Origin of the sequence: Nonomuraea sp. NPDC050153, assembly GCF_044460125.1 — a bacterium.
Classification (GTDB): domain Bacteria; phylum Actinomycetota; class Actinomycetes; order Streptosporangiales; family Streptosporangiaceae; genus Nonomuraea.
The window spans coordinates 535,031-557,062 of sequence record NZ_JBITJQ010000002.1; the positions used below are offsets into that span (position 1 = coordinate 535,031).

A 22,032-nucleotide genomic window follows, 5' to 3' on the forward strand; every position below is an offset into this window, starting at 1 on the left:
GGGAGTGTGGGAGGGGGCGGCATCTTGGTCATTTCGCCCAGGAGGTGTTCTTGAGAGGGTGTCGTGCTGGTGGCGCTCCTCCCGTGGCGTGGTGAGGTCGGTGTCGCCCCAACGGGTCTTCTGTTGTGGCGGAGTGAAGTCGGTGTCGTAGTCCCAGCGGGTTTCCTCTGGTGGTGGGGTGGAGTCGGTGTCGTGCCGGAGGTTTTCTCCGCGCGGTGTCGCGAAGTCGGTGTCGTGCCGGTGGTCCCTCTCCCGTGGCGTGGCAGGGTCTGTGCTGTCCCAGCGGCTTGCCTCGCCTGGTGCGGCGGGTGTGGTGTCCTCCCAGCGGCTTCCCTGGCGCAGGGTGGTGAGGGTGGCGTCGTCCCAGCTTTCTCCCTCACGGGGGTCGGTTGAAGGCTGTCGGGGTTGGTGTGCTCTGTCCCGAGGGTTGGGTGGGGAGGCTTGCCTCTGCGGCTGGGGCCCGACCCGCTCGCTCACGGCGACGGTGAGCCGGCCGAAAGAGCGGCGGGAGCGGCGGGAAGGCGCGGTGATCGACCGTAGCCGGGACTCGGCTATGGTCCGCTCTGCCGTGGGGTCGGGGGTTCGCACGGCAGAGAACGTAGATCGTCAGCGGCCGTCGCCGCGGTCCCGAACCGGGTTCTGGGGATGGGGAGGTAAGTGAGGCGAGGGCTGTGGACAACGAGGCCGATATGACCAAAGTCAGCGTGCACCCTGGTTGAGGATCGTGCGTTGGGCACGCGGGCAGGGCTTCGCGGAGGGCTGAAGGTCCGCATGGGAAGAGGCTGAGGGGCCGCGTGGGAGACCGGGCGACTGAGAGTGCAGGCGAGGCGACCGGGAGAGCGAGAAACCAGGAGACCGGGAGACTGTGGCGGGCGTCACGGGGGCTGGTGCCGGGCGTCACGGGGGCTGGTGCTGGGCCTTGCGGGGCCGATGCTGGACATAGCGGGGCTGGTGCCAGGCGCTACGGGGAACTGGGGACGGGTGTTGCGAATTGGAGGCGGGGCTGCGGGACTGCCGGCGGGGGTTGTGGGGATGGAGGAGTGCGGGTTTTGGCGGGGAGGTCGGTTCGGTCAGGGCTTGTACGACGTGACCGTGAGTCCCAGCATGCCGGGGCCGACGTGGACGCCGATCACCGCGCCCACCTCCACCACCCGCAGCTCGCCCAGACCCCCCAACCGCTTCGGCAATCGTTGCGCCAGGGCCTCGGCCCGTTCGTTTGCCCCGAGGTGCTGTACGGCCACCCGCACGGGCCCCTCGCCGGCCGCGTGGACGGCGACGTCCTCCAGGCGGGCGATGGCGCGGGAGGACGTGCGGACCTTCTCCAGGAGTGAGATGCGGCCGTCCACGATGTGGAGCAGCGGCTTGATCATGAGGGCCGAGCCGACGAGGGAGGCGGCGGTGCCGATGCGGCCGCTGCGTCGTAAGGCGTCGAGGGTGTCGACGTAGAAGAACGTCCGGGTGGTGTCCATGCACCGGCGGGCCGCAGCCGTCACCGCCTCCAGAGTGGCTCCGGTCTCGGCGGCGTCGGCGGCGGCCAGGACCGGGTAGCCGAGGCCCATGGCGATCGAGCGGCTGTCGATCACCTCCACGCGCACGGGCGCGTCGGCCGCGGCGGCCAGGGCGGAGTCGGCGATGCCGGACATATCGCGGGAAACGTGGATCGAGACGATTCCTGTGGCGCCGGCGGCCGCCAGAGAGGCGTAGCAGGAGGCGAAGCTCTCCGGGGACGGGCGGGAGGTCGTGGCGGCGGCGAGATCACCGCTGAACAGCGACTCGTCGTACGAGACCCCGCCGGCGATCACCTGGACGGGGACGACCGTGACACCCGGCACGGCAGGCAGGTAAGCGGTCGAGTCGGTGACCACGGCGACCGAGGGCGGCATAACCCCGAGCGTAACTACTGGACCGGCGTCCCACCCCGCCACACGCGGCGCGGCTTGAGACCGAAGGACCAGGCGAAGGCGCCCTCGTGGTCGGCGTCCCACTGCACGATGTCCGCCAGCCGGCCCGGGGCCAGGACGCCGCGGTCGGGAGCGCCCAGGACGGTGGCGCCGCCGAGGGTGGCCGCGCGCAGGGCGTCGTTGACGCTCATCCCGAACGCCGACACCGCCATGGCGATCACCAGGGACATCGAGGTGATGCCGCAGTAGCCCGGGTTGTGGTCGCTGCCGAGGGCGATCTGGACGCCGTGCTTGATCATCTGGCGGACCGGCGGAAGGTGGCCGCGCTGCAGGGCCGTGGCCGGGCAGACGACGGCGGGCACGCCGTAGCGGGACATGATCGCGATGTCCTCGTCCGACATGTGGTGCAGCCCGTCGGCGGAGGCGCAGCCGAGCTCGGCGGCCAGCTGGACGGCGCCGCGGCGGCTGAAGAGGCCGGCGTGGATGCGCGGCAGGAGCCCGACGTTGCGGCCGGAGGCCAGCACCCAGCGGGACTCCTCGGTGGTGAAGTGGCCCTCGTCGCAGTAGACGTCGACGCTGTCGGCGCCCGCCGCGGCGGCGTCGGCGCACCAGGCGCCCACGGCCTCGACGTATTCGCGCTGGCGGCCGAAGTATTCGGGCGGCACGACGTGCGCCGCCAGGAACGTGACGTGCACCCGCGGCATCATCGGCTCCTTCTCCAGCTCGCGCAGGAGCCGCACGTCGGCCAGTTCGCCGTCGCGGGTGAGGTGGTAGCCGGTCTTGGCCTCGACCGTGGTGGTGCCGCTGAGCAGCCAGCCCCGCAGCCGCTCGCGCACGCCGTTGCAGAGGGTCCACGGGTCGGTGCCGCGGGTCACGGTGACCGTGGAGCCCACGCCGCCGCCCGCCGCGGTGATCGAGGCGGCACTGGAGCCGCCGGTGCGGATGGCCAGCTCGGCGTAGCGGTTGCCGGCGTAGACGGGGTGGGTGTGTGCGTCGATGAGACCGGGCGTGACGAGAGCGCCGCCGAGGTTTTCGACGTGGTCGACGTCGACGATGTCGTCGACGACCCCGGGGACGCTCTGTGGGAGGTCGGGCGCGCGCCCGACCCACGCGATGCGGTCGTTGTGTACGAGGATGGCGGCGTTGCTGAGGACCTCGTTGCCGGTCCAGAGGCGGCCGATGTTGGTCAGCAGTCGAACGGTCACCGCATCACCGCCCTGCGTGAGCCCCCGCCCGCGCGCTGGCATAGGCGCAGCGCACAGCTCAGGGGCTGTGCCGCGCCCACTGAGTCCGCTCCGGGTCCGGACGACATGGGGGGTCTCCTGCTCTCATCCGCATCGTGTTGTGCGGTGACCGTATCGCCAGAGTCATGATCCGGCGATTTCAGTTCAGTTACGTTATTTCACAGCTGGGCTTGCTGTACAGGGTTATTCGGAAGAAAGACCACTGATCCCAACCGTCACCCAGCCCCACCTCGTCCCCAAGGCCCCCGTTGACGACTTCGATGCCAAGAGTCATCATCCGAAACCCAGACCCAAACCTAGAAGCCCGACCGCGTAAGGGGTCTGGCCGATTCTAGCAACCTCAGGGTTCGGGGACCACTGCCGCTTTTGGGTAGCCATGCGTGCTTTGCGGCGAGGGCCACCCCGCTACGTACCGTCCGCCGCCGGCGTTCCAGCCTGCCACAGGCCGCCGTCGCGCCCGACCCGTGACATCGTTCGCCGACCGTCACGGCAGACCCGTCCGCACCCCTTCCCGGGGCGCCGCAGACCCGCCTGAACGTGCTCGGCCGGGCGCCCCCCACCGTATCGCGTGAGTGGGGGCCGCCCGGCCGCAACGGCGAAACCGGGGGTGACCGGAGGGTTAGAAGACCCGCTCCACGGGCTTGCCGACCCGCTCGAGCTCCTGCCACAGGCTGGGCAGCACCCGGGCGTGCAGGATCGTGCCGTCCTCCACGTGCTCCACGGAGAGCACCTCGCCCTCCTTGTGGGCCCGGGAGATCAGGTCTCCCCTGTCGTACGGAACCAGCAGGTGGATCTCGTGGTCCAGCCGGGGCAGCTCGCGCTCGATGACCGCCATCAGCTCGGGGATGCCGCGGCCGGTCCGCGCCGACACCACGACGCAGTCGCGCTCGCGCCGCATGATCCGGTCGATCACGTCCTGCTCGGCCGCGTCGGCCTTGTTGATCACGACGATCTCGCGGATCTCGGCGGCGCCCTCGATGTCGGCCAGCACCTCGCGCACGGCGGCCAGCTGGCCCTCGGGGTCGGGGTGCGAGCCGTCCACCACGTGCAGGATCAGGTCGGCCTCGGCGACCTCCTCCAGCGTCGAGCGGAACGCCTCGACGAGCTGGTGCGGCAGGTGCCGCACGAAGCCCACGGTGTCGGCGATCGTGAAGAGCCGGCCTTCGGCCGTGCGCGCACGGCGCACGGTCGGGTCGAGGGTGGCGAACAGCGCGTCCTCCACCAGCACCCCGGCTCCCGTGATGCGGTTGAGCAGCGAGGACTTGCCCGCGTTGGTGTAGCCGGCGATGGCCACGGCGGGGACCTCGCGCCGCTGGCGCTGGTAGCGCATGGTGTCACGCGAGGTGGACATGCCGCTGATCTGGCGGCGCAGCTTGGCCATGCGCTCGCGGATGCGGCGGCGGTCCAGCTCGATCTTGGTCTCACCGGGGCCGCGGCCGCCGATGCCGACGCCGCCCGCGGCGCGACCGCCGACCTGCCTGGACAGGTTGCCACCCCAGCCGCGCAGGCGGGGCAGCAGGTATTGGAGCTGTGCCAGCTCGACCTGGGCCTTGCCCTCGCGGCTCTTGGCGTGCTGGGCGAAGATGTCGAGGATCAGCGCGGTGCGGTCGATGACCTTGACCTTGACCGTCTCCTCGAGCTGGCGGAGCTGGCCGGGGGTCAGCTCGCCGTCGCAGATCACGGTGTCGGCGCCGGTCGACTCGACCACGTCGCGCAGTTCGAGCGCCTTGCCCGAGCCGATGTACGTGGCCGGATCGGGCTTCTGACGGCGCTGGATGAGCCCGTCGAGCACCTGGGACCCGGCCGTCTCGGCCAGGAGCTTGAGCTCCAGCAGGGAGTTTTCCGCGTCGTCCACTGTGCCTGACGTCCAGACGCCGACGAGGACGACCCGCTCCAGCCGCAGCTGCCGGTACTCGACCTCGGAGACATCCTGGAGTTCGGTGGAGAGGCCCGCCACGCGGCGCAGCGCCTGGCGCTCCTCGAGGTCCATGTCGCCGGTCTCGAACTCGTCGAGGTCGAGCGCGGTGTAATCGTGCATTCGTGTCATCTCTATTAGGGAACGTCTGGACACACCGGTGTCTTCCCACGATGGTGGCACGACATCCCCGCCACAATCACCCCGTTATCCGGCGGACACCGTGACGTTGCCGGATCCGACCTCGAGCGAGATCTTGTGCGGCGAGGAGCCGTCCTTCCTGACCGAGATGTCGGTGTCACCGGATCCCACCTGGGTGTCCACGTCGTAGGCCCCGTCGGGCACGCGCAGCACGATGTCCCCGGAGCCGGCCTTCAGGACGGCGCTGTCGGGCACGGCGGTGTACTTGAGCTCGACGTTCCCGGACCCCGCCTCCGCGACGACCTTCTTGCCCGCCAGCTCCGCGGCGTCGAGGTCGCCGGAGCCGACGCGTACGCCGAGCTCTCCGGTCAGGCCCCTGAGCGTGACGTTGCCCGAGCCGTTGTCCAGGTCGACGGTCAGCCCCTTGGGGATCTCGATCTTGTAGTCGACGCTGCAGCTGCCCAGGCTCGACGGGCAGTCGTACGAGAGGCGCAGCGCGTCGCCCTCGACGCCGTGCTGCGGCTTCGGCTTGTCGTCGCCGCGCCAGCGCAGCGTCTCGGTGACGCGTACGGCGCTGCCGCCGGTCTCGGTCACCTCGGTATCGCCCGCGCCGCTCTTGACCTGGAGCCTGGCGACCTTGTCCGTCACCTCGTACGACGAGGTCTCCTCGCTGCTCGGGCCGGCGATGCTCGCCATCCCGCACCCCGTCAACATCAGCGCGGAGGCCAGCAGCCCGCCCGCGATCGCGATGGTCTTCATGCCCCCATCCTGTCCGGGAAGAACCCTGACCACATCGGGGATGCCCCCGACGACTCCCCGAAGCGACCCCAACCTTTGACCCGGGACGACCAGGGGAGTAATTTCACTTCCACAATCCAGAAGTCATTTTCCACGAAGCGGAAAGGCACCCCATGGAGATCACCGGCCCGATGCTCGACCGGTTCGACGAGATCCTCACTCCGGAGGCGCTCGATTTCGTGGCGACTCTCCAGCGGGAGTTCGGCGCCAGGCGGCTGGAGCTGCTGGCGGCCCGCCAGGCGCGGCAGGCGGAGCTGTCCGCGGGCGGCCTGCTCGACTTCCTGCCGGAGACGAAGGGGATCAGGGAGGCCGACTGGCAGGTCGCGCCGCCCGCGCCCGGCCTGGAGGACCGCCGGGTGGAGATCACCGGCCCGGTCGACAAGAAGATGACCATCAACGCGCTCAACTCCGGCGCCAAGGTCTGGCTGGCCGACTTCGAGGACGCCAACTCGCCGCTCTGGGAGAACTGCGTGAGCGGCCATCTCAACCTGCGTGACGCCCTCGACCGCACGATCGACTTCGAGACCGGCGGCAAGTCGTACGCGCTGGGGCCCGACGACGGGCTGGCCACGATCGTCGTGCGCCCGCGCGGCTGGCACCTGGACGAGAAGCACGCGCAGGTGGACGGGCGGCCGGTCTCGGGCTCGCTGTTCGACTTCGGGCTCTACTTCTTCCACTGCGCCCAGCGGCAGATCGACAAGGGCAAGGGGCCGTACTTCTACCTGCCCAAGATGGAGTCCCATCTGGAGGCGCGGCTCTGGAACGACGTGTTCACCAGGGCTCAGGAGCTCCTCGACATTCCGCACGGCACGATCAGGGCGACCGTCCTCATCGAGACCTACCCGGCCGCGTTCGAGATGGAGGAGATCCTGTACGAGCTCCGCGACCACTCGGCGGGCCTCAACGCGGGCCGCTGGGACTACCTGTTCAGCGTGATCAAGAAGTTCCGGACCCGGGGCCGCGAGTTCCTGCCGCCCGAGCGGAACGCGGTCACGATGACGGCCCCGTTCATGCGCGCGTACACCGAGCTGCTGGTGCGCACCTGCCACAAGCGCGGCGCGCACGCCATCGGCGGCATGGCGGCGTTCATCCCCTCGCGGCGCGACCCCGAGGTGAACGCCGTGGCGCTGGAGAAGGTGCGGGCGGACAAGACACGTGAGTCGGGCGACGGGTTCGACGGTTCGTGGGTGGCGCACCCCGACCTGGTGCCGGTGTGCCGTGAGGTGTTCGACGGCGTGCTGGGGTCGCGGCCCAACCAGCTCGACCGGCTGCGCGAGGACGTCAACGTGAGCGCCGCCGAGCTGCTGGCCGTCTCCGAGACGCCCGGCGAGATCACCGAAACCGGGCTGCGCAACAACGTGGACGTGGCGCTGCGCTACCTCGCCGCCTGGATGGGCGGCCTGGGCGCGGTGGCGATCCACAACCTCATGGAGGACGCCGCGACCGCCGAGATCTCGCGCTCGCAGATCTGGCAGTGGATCCACAACGACATCACGCTCGCCGACACGGGCGCCCAGGTGACGAAGGAACTGGTGGAGCAGATCATCGCGGAGGAGCTCGCCAGGATCGCCGAGGAGCCCGGCCACGACGAGAAGCTGTACGGTCAGGCGACCGCGCTGTTCAAGGAGGTGGCGCTGGACGACGACTTCGCCGACTTCCTGACGCTTCCCGCCTATGCTCGAATGCCGTAGAAACTAGGGAAAAGAGGGGGATCGGGTGCTGGAAACGCTGACGGCGGCCCTGCGCTCGCTGCTGCCCCATGACTCGGTGATCGCCGATCCGGTACGCCTGCGCACGTACGAGTGCGACGGCCTCACCTACCACCGGGCGACCCCCGGCGTGGTCGTGCTGCCCGGCACGGCCGAGCAGGTCGCCCGCGTGGTACGCGTGTGCAACGACTTCGGCGTGCCCTTCGTGGCCAGGGGCTCGGGCACCGGCCTGTCGGGGGGCGCGCTCCCCCGCGAGGACGGCGTGCTCATCGTCACCTCCAAGATGCGCAGGATCCTGGAGATCGACCTGGACAACCGCCGGGCGGTCGTCGAGCCCGGCGTCACCAACCTGGCCATCACCGAGGCCGTGCGCGACCGGGGCTACTACTACGCGCCCGATCCCTCCAGCCAGCAGGTCTGCTCCATCGGCGGCAACGTCGCGGAGAACTCCGGCGGCGCCCACTGCCTCAAATACGGCTTCACGGTCAACCACGTCGAGGCCTGCGAGATCGTCACCCCCGACGGCGACCTGGTCACGCTCGACCGCATGGACCCCGGCTACGACCTGCTGGGCGCGTTCATCGGCTCCGAGGGCACGCTGGGCATCGCCACCAAGATCACGGTACGCCTCTGCCGCGCGCCGGAGGCCGTGACCACGGTGCTGGCCGCGTTCGAGAACATCGAGCAGGGCGGCCAGGCGGTCTCGGCGATCATCGGCGCGGGCATCGTGCCGGCCGCGATCGAGATGATGGACGCGCTCGCCATCGAGGCGGCCGAGGCCGCGGTGGCCTGCCGCTACCCCGAGGGCGCGGGCGCCGTGCTGATCGTGGAGCTGGACGGCCCGGCGGCGGAGGTCGAGCGGCAGTTCGCGCAGCTCACGGAGATCTGCTCGGGCGCGTTCGAGCTGCGGGTGGCCGCCGACCCGGCCGAGCGGGCGGCGATCTGGAAGGGCCGCAAGTCCGCGTTCGCCGCCGTCGGGCGCATCAGCCCGGCCTACATCGTGCAGGACGGGGTGGTGCCGCGCACGTCCCTGCCCGGGGTGCTGGCCGCCATCGACCGGCTCTCGCACGAGCACGGCATCAGGGTGGCGAACGTCTTCCACGCCGGGGACGGCAACCTGCACCCGCTCGTGCTGTTCGACGACGCGGAGCCGGGGGCCGGCGAGCGGGCCGAGGTGGTCTCCGGGGCGATCCTCGACCTGTGCATCGAACACGGCGGCTCGATCACGGGCGAGCACGGGGTCGGGGTGGATAAATCCCGCTATATGCCGAAGATGTTCAGCGCGGACGACCTGGACACCATGCAGCTCGTCCGGTGCGCGTTCGACCCCCGGGGCCTGTCGAACCCGGGCAAGGTGTTCCCCACGCCGCGCCTGTGCGGCGAGGTGCCGGGAGTGCGCAAGGGCGTGCACCCGCTGGTGGAGTCGGGGAAGGCGGAGCAGTTCTGATGCTGGCCGACACGGGGGTGACCATCAGGCAGGCGGACGCCGACGACGCCGTCAACGGCGTGCGGACCCGCTGGGTCGCCCTCCCCGAGACGGTCGAGGAGATCTCGGCCGTGCTGCGGGCCTGCGCCGAGAAGGACCTGGCGGCGGTGCCCGCGGGCGGCGGCACGAAGCTGCACTGGGGCGCCCCGCCCGAGCGCTGCGACGTGCTCATCGACATGTGCTGCATGAACTCCCTCATCGAGCACGCCGCCGGCGACCTCGTGGTGCGCGCGCAGGCCGGGCTGACCATGGACGCGCTGGCCGCCGCGCTCGCCGAGAAGGGCCAGGAGCTGGCGCTCGACCCGCCGTTCACGGAGCACACGACGGTCGGCGGCACGCTCGCCACCGCCACGGCCGGCCCGCGCTCCTTCCGCTACGGCACCGCCCGCGACCTGCTCATCGGCATCACGGTCGTGCTGCCCGACGGCACGATCGCCAGGTCCGGCGGCCGGGTGGTCAAGAACGTCGCGGGCTACGACCTCGGCAAGCTCTTCACCGGCTCCCAGGGCACGCTCGGCGTGATCGCGGAGGCCACGTTCCGGCTGCACCCGCTGCCCGCGGACCGGCGCTGGCTCGTGGCGACCACCGAGTCGTCCGCCGGGCCCTCGGACGACGTGCTGCTCCGCCTGGCCGCCTCCCAGGCCGAGCCGTCCGCCGTGGAGATCGACTGCCCGGACGGCAAGGAGGCGACGGTCGCGGTGCTGGTGGAGGGCTCGGCGGCCGAGCGACGCGCGCTGGCGCTGCGCGAGGTGCTGGGAGAGGGCACGGTCACGGCCGAGGCGCCGGACTGGTGGGGGCTGATCCTCAGGGACGACGTGCTGCTGGAGGTCCGGTTCCCGCCCGCGCGCGCGGCCGGAGCGCTGGCCGCCGCCGCGGAAGCGGGGTTCGCGTTCCGCGGCTCGGCCGCGGCGGGGCGGGCGTACCTGGAGCTCTGGGGCGAGGTCTCGGAGGAGGAGCTGGCGGCGGCCGTCACCCGGCTGCGCGAGCGGTTCGAGGCGCTGGGCGGGCGGCTGAACGTGCTGGCCACGCCGTACGAGGGCGTCGACAGGTGGGGGCAGGTGAGCGGGCTGCCGTTGATGCGGCGGGTCAAGGAACGGTTCGACCCCGGGCGCAGGATGTCGCCGGGCCGGTTCCTGGGAGGGATCTGATAGACGTGAACCCCGAGCTGATCAACGACTGCGTGCACTGCGGGTTCTGCCTTCCCACGTGCCCGACGTACGTGCTGTGGGGCGAGGAGATGGACTCGCCGCGCGGCCGCATCCACCTGATGAAGCAGCACGTCGAGGGCACCCCGATCACGCCGGAGATGGCCGGGCACTTCGACGCCTGCCTGGGGTGCATGGCGTGCGTCACGGCCTGCCCCTCCGGCGTGCAGTACGACCGCCTGATCGAGCAGACCAGGGCAGAGGTGGAGCGGGAGCACGTGCGGGATCCGCAGGAGCGGGCCGTGCGCGGGATCGTGTTCAGCCTGTTCCCCTACCCGCGCCGGCTGCGGCTGCTGCGACCGGCGATGTGGCTGGCCGAGCGCATGGCGCCGTTCCTCGCCAGGGCCAACCCGAGCCTCGGTGCCATGGCCGCGCTCGCGCCGCGCGTCGAGCACCGGCAGCGGATGCCGCGCGTCATCAGGGCCAGGGGGGAGCGCAGGGCCGTGGTGGGCATGCTGACCGGGTGCGTGCAGGGCGAGTTCTTCCCCCAGGTGAACGCGGCCACCGCGCGAGTGCTCTCTCTGGAGGGCTGCGACGTGGTCATCCCGGGCGGCCAGGGCTGCTGCGGGGCGCTCAGCGTGCACTCCGGGCGCGACGACCAGGCCAGGCGGCTGGCGCGCCGCACGGTCAGGACGTTCGAGAAGGCCGGGGTCGACACCGTCGTCGTGAACGCGGCCGGCTGCGGCTCGTCGATGAAGGAGTACGGCGAGTTGCTCAGGCGCGAGCCGGGGTTCAGGGTGGTCGATCTGTCGGAATACCTCGCCGAGCTGGGCCCCGTGGCCAAGCGGCACCCGCTGCCGATCACCGTCGCCTACCACGACGCCTGCCACCTGGCCCACGCCCAGGGCGTGCGCGCCCAGCCGCGCGAGCTGCTGAGCGGCATCCCCGACCTGGTGGTCCGCGAGATCCCCGAGTCGGCCATCTGCTGCGGGTCGGCGGGCACGTACAACATCTTCCAGCCCGAGGCCGCCCGCGACCTCGGTGACAGGAAGGCCGCCGCGGTCGCCACGACCGGCGCTGAACTGCTGGTCTCGGCCAACCCCGGCTGCACGATGCAGATCGCCGCGGCCGTGCGGCGCGCCGGCTCGGACATCAGGGTGGCCCACACGGCCGAAGTGCTGGACGCCTCGCTGCGCGGGGTCTCCCTATGAGCGTCCAGTCGGTGGAGCGGGCGCTGGACGTGCTGGAGGCGCTGGCCGAGCACGGGGGCGAGGCGGGCCTGTCGGAGATCGCCGCCCGGACCGGCCTGCCGTACGGGACCATCCACCGGTTGCTGCGCACCCTGCTCGCCCGCGGCTACGTGCGGCAGGAGTCCGACAAGAGGTACGCCCTGGGCGGCGGCCTCGTACGGCTGGGCGGCATCGCCGAGAGCATGGTGGGCGTGTGGGCGCAGCCGTACCTGACCAAGATGGTCGAGCTGTCCGGCGAGACCGCCAACCTGGCCGTGCTCGAAGGCGACTTCGTCGTCTACGTGGCGCAGGTGCCCTCGCCGCGCAGGCTGCGGATGTTCGCCGAGGTGGGCCGGCGGGTGCTGCCGCACAGCACGGCCGTGGGCAAGGTGATGCTGGCCGGGCGGCCCCCCGCCGAGGCGGTCGCCGTCTTCGAGCGCACCGGCATGCCCCGCCGCACCCCGAACACGATCACCGACCTGGCGGCCATGCTGACCGAGCTCGATCGCGTCAGGGCGCAGGGCCACGCCATGGACCTGGGCGAGGAGGAGCTCGGCGTGCACTGCCTGGCCGTGCCCGTGTGGGACGGCGACCGGGTGGTGGCCGCGATGTCGGTCTCGGGCCCCGCCGAGCGGATCGACGCGATCGACCGCGACGACCTGGCCGAGGGCATGCGCAAGATCGCCCTCGACTTCGGCAACGAGCTCAGCCCGGTGGCCGGCGGAGGCTGAAGAACCCGCCGCCCGCCGCGTGATGGACGACCGCGACGCGGCCGTACGGCGAGTCGAACGGCGGCACCGGCACCTCCGCGCCCAGCTCGGCCGCCCTGGCCACGGCGGCGTCGAGGTCGGCCACGTCGAAGTAGATCATCCAGTGCGGCGGCACGCCCGCCCAGTGCTCGTCCATCTGCAGCCGCCCGCAGACCGGCTCGCCGCCCGCGTGGTAGACCGTGTAGTCGATCCCGCCCGCCACCTGCCGCTTCTCGTACGGGAACAGCGTGCCGTAGAACGCGTCGGCCGCCGCGCCGTCGGGCACGTTGACCTCGGCCCAGCTCATCGCCCCCGGCTCGGCCAGCACCCCGGCCCCGGCGAACTCGCCCGGCTGGTAGATCGCGAACCTCGCCCCGAACGGGTCGGTGGCCAGCGCGTAGCCGGCCGCCGGGCCCTCGATCAGCTCGCCGCCCACCGCGTCGAGCCGGGCGAGGGCCGCATCGAGGTCGGAGGTGGCGAGGTAGACCGTCCAGGCCGCCGGGTCGGCGGCCCGCGGGTCGGGCGTGATCGCGGCGACGGGACGCCCGCCGACGTGGGCCATCGTCCATCCGCCCTGGTCACGGCACTCCCAGCCGAGCAGCCCCGCGTAGAAGCGCTCGGCCGCGACGGCGTCTCTCGTGAGGAGCTGCGCCCAGCAGGGCGCGCCGTCCGCGTAACTGGTTCTCTCGGCCATGCTCGCGAGCCTGCCACACGCCCCCGACAAAGTTACGGTTGAGGCATGTGTAGAAGCATCAAGACCCTGCGCCCCCCGTACACCGAGAGCGTGACCGAGGAGGACGTGCGAGCGGCGGCGCTGCAGTACGTCAGGAAGATCTCCGGCTTCCGCGCGCCCGCCGGGCGCAACGCCGAGGCGTTCGAGCGGGCCGTGGAGACGATCACCAGGGCATCGGAGGAGCTGCTCGGAGCGCTCCAAGTTCGCGGAACGCGTTGACAGGCACCCGCGGTCGGTGAAGTGTTCCCTCGTGTAGGCCCTGAGCGAGGGAGCTCCCATGATCAGCGGGTTGTACCAGGGGCAGGACGGCGACTCGCGGCTGGCGCTCCGGGTCGACATCGACGGGGCCAGGCCGACCGGGCGGGTGAGCGGCGACCTGTTCACCGTGGCGGGCGCGACGACGTCCTACGCCGGCTCGTTCGTGGTCAACGCCCCCACCGTGCAGGAGGCCGGGATCCAGGGGCGTGGGGTCTTCACGTTCGACACCCCGGTGAGGGACGTGAGCGTGACGATCGCCGGCGGGTCGGGCACGGCGGTGGTCGCGGGGCGCACGTACCAGGTGACCTTCTCCTCGCCGTTCTTCCGCAGCGTGCTGCTGGAGCAGGACTCCGTGATCGGGACCGTGCCGTTCGTGTCGTACCAGACCGGTACGCTGCCGGGGCCGAGCGGCTCGCCGGCCAGGGAGCTGAGCGTGCGGGCGGCGTACGCGGAGGCGGGCATCGAGCTGACCCTCGCCCAGCCCGGGGTGATCCCGGTGGACGGGTCGGGCGCGGACCTGGCGTGGGACGACGCCGAGCTGCATCACGCGATGAGGCAGCAGTTCAGCGGGTTCGGCGACGTGCCGGCCTGGCGCGTGTGGCTGCTGGTGGCCAGCAAGCACGTGGGCGGCTATCGGGGCATCATGTTCGACTACAACGACGCGCACCAGCGGCAGGGGTCCGCAGTGTTCTACGACGTGATCAAGGGGAGCACGCCGCAGGCGCAGCGGGCGCAGCTGCGTACGTACGTGCACGAGCTCGGGCACGCCTTCAACCTGCTGCACTCCTGGCAGAAGAACCTCGGCACCCCGCCCCAGCCCCTGGGCCCGGACGGCGGCTTCGGCGACCTGTCGTGGATGAACTATGTGCATAACTACCGCCCGGGCGGCGAACCGAGCTACTGGCTGGGGTTCCCGTTCCAGTTCACGGACCCGGAGCTGGTCCACCTGCGCCACGGCTTCTACCGCGACGTGGCCATGGGCGCGAACGCGTTCGGCACCGGCGCCGCCGAGATCGCCCCGTTCGAGCAGCCCGTCGAGGACCACTCCGGGCTGCGGCTGGAGCTGCGCGCCAAGGAGTCGTTCGAGCTGGGCGAGCCCGTCGTGATCGAGTTCAAGCTGTCCTACGCCGTCGAGCCCCGCGTCACGCACGGCCACCTGCACCCCGACACGGAGTTCACCCAGGTGTCGATCACGCAGCCGGGCGGCCGGACCGTGCTGTACCGGCCGATGATGCGGCACTGCGTGGACACCTCGCCGGAGATCCGGCTGGACGAGGGCAATCCGGCCATCTACCGCAGCGCGTACATCGGGCACGGCCGCGACGGGCACTACTTCCAGCAGCCCGGCGACTACCAGGTCCGCGCCCAGTACATCGCCGCGGACGGCTCCCGCATCGTCTCCCCCGCGTGCCTGGTCAGGGTGCGCTTCCCGATCAGCCGCGACGACCACCAGGTGGCCGAGCTGATGCTGGGCGAGGAGCAGGGGCAGCTGTTCTCGCTGCTCGGCTCCGACTCGCCCGCGCTGCGCTCGGGGAACGTGGCCCTCGACGAGGTCATCGACCGCTACGGCGCCCACCCGCTGGCCGTCTACGCCCGCCTGGTCAAGGGGCTGAACGCCGAGCGCGAGTTCAAGGCGGTGACGGCGGGCAAGCGGCTGCGCGTCCGGCCGCCGGACCCCAAGCAGGGCATCGAGCACCTCAGCGAGGTCGTCCGCGACGCGAGCATCGACAACATCACCCTGAACATGGTGATGCGCCGCCTGGCCAGGGCCGAGGCGCGGCAGGGGGATCTGGACCGGGCGAACGCGGTGATGGACCGGATGGTCGCCACGTTCCAGGCCAAGGGGGTGAACCCCATCATCATGGGGCAGATCCAGCGCCAGGCCGAGCTGACGAAGGTGGCTCTGAGCGCCGAGTCCTAGCTCATTCGGGGCTCACCCGGGGCTCATTCGAGCAGGCGGTGCTGGGCGGCCAGGAACCCGGCGTGAAAGCGGGTCCTGGCGTCCAGGCGCTCGCACAGCACCTGCACCCGGCGCTGCACCGTACGCGGGCTGAGCCCCAGTTGCCTGGCGATGGCGTCGTCCTTCATCCCGGCCGCCAGCAGCGCCAGCACCTCCGTGTCGGGCGTCTGCGGCCACACCTCGGGCTCCAGGCCGGCCTCGGCGGTCAGGCGGAGCGGCACGGCGGAGCGCCACAGCGTCTCGAACAGCCCCACCAGGGCGTCCAGCAGCGCGGACGGGTGCACCACGAGCGCGCTCTCCACGGCCTGGTCCTCGTCGGAGACCAGGGGCAGGATGGCGGTGCGGGCGTCGGCGATGGCCAGCTTGACCGGCACCTGCCCGAGCCTGGCCTGCTCGCCGTCGGCGATGGCCCGCCGCGTGTGGGCCAGCATGCCGGGGTGCTCGAACGCCTGCGGACCGTAGATGCCGCGGGTGGGCGCCCCCTGGTGGGCCGCCCGCCTGCGGTTCTCCCGGTCGTCGCTGACGTCCACCGCGTACGGGGGATGCACCAGCACGAGCATCTCCCGCGTGGCGTTGCGTTCCAGCTGGAGATAGCGGCGGGCCACGGCGTCGCGCCCGCTCACCACCTCCAGCACCTCCTCCGGGTGCGGCCCGCTGCGCTCGGCGACCTCGGTGGCCAGCAGCGCGGCGGCCGCCCTGCTGTGCGCGATCTCCTCCTGGCGGCGCGCGACGAGGATGTCGATGGCGACGTTCGGCGGAGTGGCGATCAGCCGCAGCGGCCGGCCGGCCACCCGGGAGATGAGGCCGAGGTCCTCCAGCCTGGGCAGCATGCGGCGGATGGCCGCGGCGGACGAGCCGGTCTCGGCGGCGAGCTCGCTCAGCGTCGCCGGTCCGTGCCTGAGCAGCGCGCGGTAGGCCGTCTCCTCGGCGACCGTGACGCCGAGCCCCTCCAGCAAGCGCCGCTGCGCCATGTCCCCTCTTTCCGACATGCCATGATCCACGTTCAGATTAAGGCAGGCTTGTTCGAAGGTGCACCGGGCTTTATCGTCGATGCATATCCGGCACGTGTTGCGCATTAAGGAACAACCGGAGGCGTCATGAGTCGGCCCCGTCTGGTGATCGTAGGTGCCGGGATCGTGGGCTGCGCCCTCGCCGACGAGCTCACCGAGCGCGGGTGGACCGACGTCACGGTGGTGGACCAGGGGCCGCTCTTCGCCGCCGGCGGGTCCAGCTCGCACGCGCCCGGCCTGGTCTTCCAGACGAACCCGTCGAAGACGATGACCGAGTTCGCCGCCTACACCGTGCGGAAGTACACCGGGCTCGGCGGGTCGTGCTTCCGCCAGGTCGGCGGCCTGGAATTGGCCACCACCCCGGAACGCTGGACCGACCTGCACCGCAAGGTCGGCTGGGCCGAGTCGTGGGGCGTCGAGGGGCACCTGGTCGACCCCGAGCGGTGCGCGGAGCTGTGGCCGCTGCTGGACAGGGACAAGGTGCTCGGCGGCTACCACGTGCCGAGCGACGGGCTGGCCGCCGCGGTCGCGTGCGGGCAGGCGCAGGCGGCGCGGGCGGCCGAACGTGGGGCGAGATTCCTGGCCCGGCACACGGTGGCAGGCATCGAGCAGAAGGGCGGCCGGGTCACCGGCGTCGCGGTCCTGACCTCCGGCGAGTACCGGACGATCCCCGCGGACGTGGTGGTGTGCGCGGCGGGCTTCTGGGGGCCCACGGTCGGGAAGATGGCCGGGCTGACGGTGCCGCTGCTGCCGCTGGCCCACCAGTACGCCAAGTCGGGCCCCCTCCCCGCGCCCCAGGCGGAGGGCCCCATCCTCCGCCACCAGGACCGCGACCTGTACTTCCGCCGGCACGGCGACCGCGTCGGCGTCGGCTCCTACTCCCACCGGTCCATGCCGGTCGCCCAGGACGAGATCGGCCCCAAGGGCACCGTCATGCCGTCGGTGCAGGCGTTCACCGCGGAGGACTTCGACCCCGCCTGGCGGGACGCGGTCGAGCTGATGCCCGCGCTCGCCGAGTCCAAGTACGAGGACGGCATCAACGGGATCTTCTCCTTCACGCCCGACGGGTTCCCGCTGATCGGCGAGGCGCCGCACCTCGACGGGTTCTGGCTGGCCGAGGCCGTCTGGGTGACGCACTCGGCCGGGGTGGCGCGGGCGCTGGCCGAGGTGCTGGTGGACGGGCGGTCGCGGGCGGACCTGCACGAGTGCGAGCTGAGCCGGTTCGAGCAGGCGCAGCTGTCGCCGGCCTTCGTCGAGGAGCGCGGCAGGCAGAACTTCGTCGAGGTCTACGACGTCATCCACCCGCTCCAGCCGATGGAGTCGCCGCGGCCCCTGCGGACCAGCCCGTTCCACGCGCGGCAGCGGGAGCTGGGCGGGTTCTTCCTGGAGGCGGCGGGGTGGGAGCGGCCGCACTGGTTCGAGGCCAACGTGCCGCTCCTGGAGGACCTCGGGGAGGAGGCCTTCCTGGGGACGGCCCAGCGCGGCGAATGGGCCTCCCGCTACTGGTCGCCGGTGGCGGCCGCCGAGTCGTACGCCACGAGGGAGCGGGTGGCGCTCTACGACATGACGCCGCTCAAGCGGATCGAGGTCGGCGGGCCGGGGGCGGCGGCGTTCCTGCAGCGCATGACGACGAACAACGTGGACAAGAAGCCCGGCTCGGTCACGTACACGCTGCTGCTCGACGTCAAGGGCGGCATCCGCTCGGACCTCACGGTGGCGCGGCTGGCGGAGGACCTCTTCCAGGTCGGCGCGAACGGCAACCTCGACCTCGACTGGCTGACCAGGCACGCGCCCGGCGGGGTGCGGGTGCGCGACGTGACGCCGGGGACGTGCTGCGTGGGCGTGTGGGGGCCGCGGGCGAGGGAGCTGGTGCAGCCGCTCACCGACATGGACCTGTCGCATCAGGGCTTCCGCTACTTCAGCTGCAAGACCGGATACGTCGGACATGTTCCGGTGCTCGCGATGCGGGTCTCGTACGTGGGCGAGCTGGGGTGGGAGCTCTACACCAGCGCCGACATGGGGCTCAAGCTCTGGGACACGCTGTGGTCGCGCGGGATGGCGGTCGCCGGCGGGCGGGCCGCGTTCGGGAGCCTGCGGCTGGAGAAGGGGTACCGGCTCTGGGGCGTGGACATGACGACCGAGCACAACCCGTACGAGGCCGGGCTGGGCTTCGCGGTCAAGGAGGACAAGGACTTCATCGGCCGCGACGCCCTGACCGCCGACGTCACGCGCCGGCTGGTGCCGCTGCTCAGCGCCGAGGTGGTCATGGGCAAGGAGCCGGTACGGCACGGCGGCCGGACCGTCGGGTACGTCACGAGCGCGGCGTACGGGCACACCATCCAGCGGCCCATCGCGTACGCCTGGCTGCCGAGCGAGCTCGCCGAACCCGGGACGAATGTCGATATTTCGTACTTCGATCGCCGGGTCCCCGCGACAGTCGCCGCCGAGCCGCTGTTCGACCCGGGAATGGAAAAGATCAGACGTTGACCGCCCAGAGGCGTAGTAAGGCCTTTTATGGGCACTTGACCTAGACTTTACGAAGGTCGGGCGAAGTCTGGGGAGTGGGCGTGGGGCGGCGGGTTCGGGCGTTCATGGCCGGTGCGGCCACAGTGGCGATGCTGGCGGGCTGCGGCGGGCTGCAGGGGCAGTCCTCGGCCGGTACCGATAAGGCGGACAAGTCCGACTCGGTCTCCGCCTCGGACGCCCGCAAGAAGCTCGCCAAGTTAACGGTCAAGGGCCGCGCCCCGAAGACCGGGTTCGACCGCGACAAGTTCGGCCCGGCGTGGTCGGACGTCGACCACAACGGGTGCGACACCCGTAACGACATACTCAAGCGGGACCTGGATGACGAGAAGTTCAAGGCCGGGACCCACGACTGCATCGTGCTGAGCGGCACGCTGCACGACCCGTACAGCGGCAAGACGATCAACTTCAAGCGCGGCCAGGACACCAGCACGGCCGTCCAGATCGACCACGTGATCCCGCTGTCGGACGCCTGGCAGAAGGGTGCGCAGCAGTGGTCGGCGGACAAGCGCAAGGAGTTCGCCAACGACCCGCTGAACCTCATGGCCGTCGACGGCCCGCTGAACGGCCAGAAGAGCGACTCCGACGCGGCCACCTGGCTGCCGCCGCGCAAGGCGTACCGGTGCACCTACATCTCCCGCCAGATCGACGTGAAGACGAAGTACGGAGTCTGGGTGACGTCAGCGGAGAAGGACGCCATGGAGACCGTCCTGGAGAGCTGCTGAAGATCTATACGAGCAGTCACGCGGTCCGTAAGATCCGACGGCATGCATACGACAAAAATGATCAAAGTGATGATGACCGCCGCGGTCACGGTGCTCGCCGCCTCCACCCTTCCCGCCCCGGCGCACGCCGCGACGAACCTGGTCGTCCTCGACTGGAACATCGCGGGTGACACCGCCGACATGAAGGCCATCGCCGCGGTGATCCGCGGCAGCGGCGCCAACATCGTGACCGTCCAGGAGATCCATCGCAAGCCCGACGCCGACCAGGTCAAGCAGTTAGCCGACGAGCTCGGCTGGGACATCACGGCCAACGCCCACTTCGGCGCGGGTGACAACCCCGGTCCCTGCGACGATCCGCAACCCGGCAAGGCGGGCAACGCGATCCTGTCCTCGTTCAAGATCGTCGAGCGCGTGACGATCCCGCTCACCGACTTCGAGACCTGCCCGGTCAACCGCTCCATGGCCGGGGCCAAGCTCGATCTCGGCGGCGGCTCGACGATCACGGTGTTCACCACCCACCTGTCCCCCGGCCTGTCGGCCACCTCGGTGGCCCGCCGCGAGGCCCAGGCGGACAAGGTGCGCGACTACTTCGGCTCCCGGTCCCAGCTGATCCTCACCGGCGACTTCAACGCGCCGCCCACGGACGCGCTGTCGAAGAAGTTCGTGGCCGCGGGCTGGGTGGACACCGGCGCAAAATACGCCAACAAGCCGACCCACGGGGACGCCCGCATCGACTACGTGTACACGAAGGGCGTCACCACCACGAGCGGCTCCGTCCTGTCGAGCACCCTGTCCGACCATCGTCCGGTCGTCATGAAGATGACCCGCTGATCCCGGGCACGGCAAAGGCCCACCGCCGCGTGCGGTGGGCCGGTGGCCGTGAGGGATCCGTGGGGAGGTTGTCAGTCGTCGTCGCGACCGTGGTCGTCGTCCCTGTCCGTCCGGTGCTTGACGACCTTGCCGGTGGCCGCGTCCACGTCCACTTCGTGGCGCTGCGCGCCCTTGGTCAGCTCTACCTCCCACACGTCGGGCCGCGTGTCCCTGGTCTGGTAGTCGACTTCGCTGACCCAGGCCCCCGCCACCTCCTTGTGCGCGATCTCCATGGCCCGCTCGGCCGTGACCTTGGGTGCGGCGGCCGTGGACGCGGTGGCGGCGAAGGCGGCGCCCCCGCCCGCGACCAGCACGACGACCCCGGCACCGACGGCGATGAACTTCTTCGTGATCTGCATGACTCCACGAAATCGCGATCGCCGCTAATCGCGCGCTAAGCAGCGGTTAAGACCATCTCCACCCGTGCGCCGCCCCCTTCGGGCGTGGAGACGGCCAGGTGGCCGCCCGAGGACTCGGCGGTACGGCGGGCGATGTCGAGGCCGAGGCCGGTCGAGCCGCCCCCGCTGTTTCCCCGTTCCAGCAGCTCCAGGTCGAAGCCGGGTCCCGAGTCCTCGACCGCCAGCACGGCCCCCGACGGGTGCGGCGCGAGCCGTACCGCCATGGAGGCCCCTTCGGGGGTGTGCGCGAAGACGTTGCCGAGCAGGGCGTCCACGCAGGCCGCGAGCTCCTCCGCACCCACCGCGACGGGCAGCGGCCCGTCGGGCAGCGAGATCGACAGCTCGCGGCACTGATCCTCCGCCAGCACCGACCAGAACCGCACCCGCTCCCCCACCACCGCCGCCGCGTCACACGACTCGCGCCCGGCCGAGCGGCGCCGCGCCTCCGTGATGACGGCGCTCACCGCCCGCTCCAGGGCGTCCACGCGGGCCTGCACCCGTGCCGCCTCCTCCAGGTCCCGCAGCGACTCGGCGTCCAGCCTCAGACCCGTCAGCGGGGTACGCAGCCGGTGCGACAGATCGGCCACCGACTCCCGCTCCGCCACCAGCAGCTCGTCGATCCGCCCCGCCAGATGGTTGAGCGCCAGCGCCACGGAACGCACCTCGGGCGGCCCGCCCGGCTCCGCCCGAGCCGTCAGGTCGCCCCCGGCCAGCCGGTGGGAGACGCGGGCCAGCCCGTCCACCGGCCGCGTCACGGCCAGCGCCAACCGGTCCGCCAGGACGATCCCCAGCACCACCAGCGCGAGCCCGAGCACGAGCAGCCCCAGCCACGCCTCGCGCACGCCCTTGGCCAGCTCCGCGTCCGGCACGAACACCCTGATCACGGCCGTGCCCCCGGCCGACTGCGCGGAGACCAGCACCTCCCTGCCGCCGGTGGTCGCGGCGGTGACGCTGCGCCCGGTCGCGGCCAGGCGCACCGCGTCGGTACGGGGCGCCGCCGCACCCGCCGTGCGCCCGCCCGGCAGGAACACCGTCACCGGCCGCGACACCTGCGCCATCGCCAGCTCCAGGTCGGGCGTGCCCACCGCGACCGCCACGGACTCGGCGGCGGCGGTCGCCCTGCCCATCGCGCCGTTCTCGGCCACGGCCCGGATGAGCAGCGCCATCGGCACCAGCAGCGCGATCAGCACGAGGGACGTCGTCGCCGCCACCAGCAACGCCAGCCACCGCCTCACGCC

Annotated in this window: 18 protein-coding genes; 10 read left to right on the forward strand and 8 right to left on the reverse strand. The window is 71.4% G+C overall.

From position 1 onward, the window contains the following. Positions 1 to 1,070: 1,070 nt before the first annotated feature. The 4 genes from ACIBQ1_RS06715 to ACIBQ1_RS06730 all read right to left on the reverse strand — a co-directional run bounded on the left by ACIBQ1_RS06715 (position 1,071) and on the right by ACIBQ1_RS06730 (position 5,960). Complete coding sequence (locus ACIBQ1_RS06715; RefSeq protein ID WP_397275031.1) at positions 1,071 to 1,883, reverse strand: DegV family protein; 813 nt, start codon at positions 1,881 to 1,883, stop codon at positions 1,071 to 1,073. Positions 1,884 to 1,897: 14 nt separating this feature from the next. Next, complete coding sequence (hutI, locus tag ACIBQ1_RS06720; RefSeq protein ID WP_127930837.1) at positions 1,898 to 3,106, reverse strand: imidazolonepropionase; 1,209 nt, start codon at positions 3,104 to 3,106, stop codon at positions 1,898 to 1,900. 658 nt (positions 3,107 to 3,764) lie between these two features. Continuing rightward, positions 3,765 to 5,183, reverse strand: coding sequence for a GTPase HflX (gene hflX, locus ACIBQ1_RS06725; RefSeq protein ID WP_397275033.1), 1,419 nt, complete (start codon positions 5,181 to 5,183; stop codon positions 3,765 to 3,767). An 84-nt stretch (positions 5,184 to 5,267) separates the two neighbouring features. Next, positions 5,268 to 5,960 (reverse strand): DUF4097 family beta strand repeat-containing protein, encoded by a 693-nt coding sequence (locus tag ACIBQ1_RS06730; protein WP_397275035.1) that lies wholly within the window; start codon positions 5,958 to 5,960, stop codon positions 5,268 to 5,270. A gap of 152 nt (positions 5,961 to 6,112) precedes the next feature. On the opposite strand from ACIBQ1_RS06730, the gene aceB reads away from it, so the two are divergent. Genes aceB through ACIBQ1_RS06755 form a run of 5 tightly spaced genes read left to right on the forward strand, consistent with a single transcriptional unit; the run spans position 6,113 to position 12,299 of the window. Beyond that, on the forward strand, positions 6,113 to 7,690 hold the full coding sequence (gene aceB, locus ACIBQ1_RS06735) for a malate synthase A (protein ID WP_397275036.1): 1,578 nt from the start codon (positions 6,113 to 6,115) through the stop codon (positions 7,688 to 7,690). 28 nt (positions 7,691 to 7,718) lie between these two features. Then, entirely contained in the window at positions 7,719 to 9,155 is a 1,437-nt protein-coding gene (locus ACIBQ1_RS06740) for an FAD-linked oxidase C-terminal domain-containing protein (protein ID WP_397275547.1), read from the forward strand. Beyond that, positions 9,155 to 10,342 carry an FAD-binding oxidoreductase gene (locus ACIBQ1_RS06745; protein ID WP_397275038.1) on the forward strand — a complete coding sequence of 396 codons (1,188 nt, stop codon included), beginning with the start codon at positions 9,155 to 9,157 and terminating at the stop codon, positions 10,340 to 10,342. Before ACIBQ1_RS06740 ends, ACIBQ1_RS06745 begins: the two co-directional genes overlap by 1 nt. 5 nt (positions 10,343 to 10,347) lie before the next feature. Continuing rightward, complete coding sequence (locus tag ACIBQ1_RS06750; protein WP_397275040.1) at positions 10,348 to 11,550, forward strand: (Fe-S)-binding protein; 1,203 nt, start codon at positions 10,348 to 10,350, stop codon at positions 11,548 to 11,550. Beyond that, positions 11,547 to 12,299 (forward strand): IclR family transcriptional regulator, encoded by a 753-nt coding sequence (locus ACIBQ1_RS06755; protein ID WP_397275041.1) that lies wholly within the window; start codon positions 11,547 to 11,549, stop codon positions 12,297 to 12,299. Before ACIBQ1_RS06750 ends, ACIBQ1_RS06755 begins: the two co-directional genes overlap by 4 nt. Here the strand turns inward: ACIBQ1_RS06755 and ACIBQ1_RS06760 are convergent. Next, on the reverse strand, positions 12,274 to 13,011 hold the full coding sequence (locus ACIBQ1_RS06760; RefSeq protein ID WP_397275043.1) for a VOC family protein: 738 nt from the start codon (positions 13,009 to 13,011) through the stop codon (positions 12,274 to 12,276). The two genes, ACIBQ1_RS06755 and ACIBQ1_RS06760, sit on opposite strands and share 26 nt — an antisense overlap. Before the next feature lie 45 nt (positions 13,012 to 13,056). Between ACIBQ1_RS06760 and ACIBQ1_RS06765 the strand changes: the two genes are divergently transcribed. Further along, positions 13,057 to 13,269 carry a DUF2277 domain-containing protein gene (locus ACIBQ1_RS06765; RefSeq protein ID WP_397275044.1) on the forward strand — a complete coding sequence of 71 codons (213 nt, stop codon included), beginning with the start codon at positions 13,057 to 13,059 and terminating at the stop codon, positions 13,267 to 13,269. Positions 13,270 to 13,327: 58 nt separating this feature from the next. Further along, a complete protein-coding gene (locus tag ACIBQ1_RS06770) occupies positions 13,328 to 15,229 on the forward strand; it encodes a hypothetical protein (protein WP_397275046.1) in 1,902 nt (633 codons plus the stop codon). Between the two features lie 23 nt (positions 15,230 to 15,252). On the opposite strand, the gene ACIBQ1_RS06775 is transcribed toward ACIBQ1_RS06770, so the two are convergent. Further along, complete coding sequence (locus ACIBQ1_RS06775) at positions 15,253 to 16,239, reverse strand: helix-turn-helix domain-containing protein (protein WP_397275048.1); 987 nt, start codon at positions 16,237 to 16,239, stop codon at positions 15,253 to 15,255. A 126-nt stretch (positions 16,240 to 16,365) separates the two neighbouring features. Between ACIBQ1_RS06775 and ACIBQ1_RS06780 the strand changes: the two genes are divergently transcribed. The 3 genes from ACIBQ1_RS06780 to ACIBQ1_RS06790 all read left to right on the forward strand — a co-directional run bounded on the left by ACIBQ1_RS06780 (position 16,366) and on the right by ACIBQ1_RS06790 (position 20,357). Further along, a complete protein-coding gene (locus ACIBQ1_RS06780) occupies positions 16,366 to 18,765 on the forward strand; it encodes an FAD-dependent oxidoreductase (RefSeq protein WP_397275050.1) in 2,400 nt (799 codons plus the stop codon). An 80-nt stretch (positions 18,766 to 18,845) separates the two neighbouring features. Then, positions 18,846 to 19,526 (forward strand): HNH endonuclease family protein, encoded by a 681-nt coding sequence (locus ACIBQ1_RS06785; protein ID WP_397275051.1) that lies wholly within the window; start codon positions 18,846 to 18,848, stop codon positions 19,524 to 19,526. A gap of 42 nt (positions 19,527 to 19,568) precedes the next feature. Next, positions 19,569 to 20,357 (forward strand): endonuclease/exonuclease/phosphatase family protein, encoded by a 789-nt coding sequence (locus tag ACIBQ1_RS06790; RefSeq protein ID WP_397275053.1) that lies wholly within the window; start codon positions 19,569 to 19,571, stop codon positions 20,355 to 20,357. A gap of 71 nt (positions 20,358 to 20,428) precedes the next feature. Here the strand turns inward: ACIBQ1_RS06790 and ACIBQ1_RS06795 are convergent, their stop codons facing one another. Both ACIBQ1_RS06795 and ACIBQ1_RS06800 read right to left on the reverse strand, forming a co-directional pair. Then, positions 20,429 to 20,755: a PepSY domain-containing protein gene (locus tag ACIBQ1_RS06795; RefSeq protein WP_397275055.1), complete on the reverse strand. Its 327-nt coding sequence runs from the start codon at positions 20,753 to 20,755 to the stop codon at positions 20,429 to 20,431. A 35-nt stretch (positions 20,756 to 20,790) separates the two neighbouring features. Then, complete coding sequence (locus ACIBQ1_RS06800; protein ID WP_397275057.1) at positions 20,791 to 22,029, reverse strand: sensor histidine kinase; 1,239 nt, start codon at positions 22,027 to 22,029, stop codon at positions 20,791 to 20,793. Positions 22,030 to 22,032: the final 3 nt, after the last annotated feature.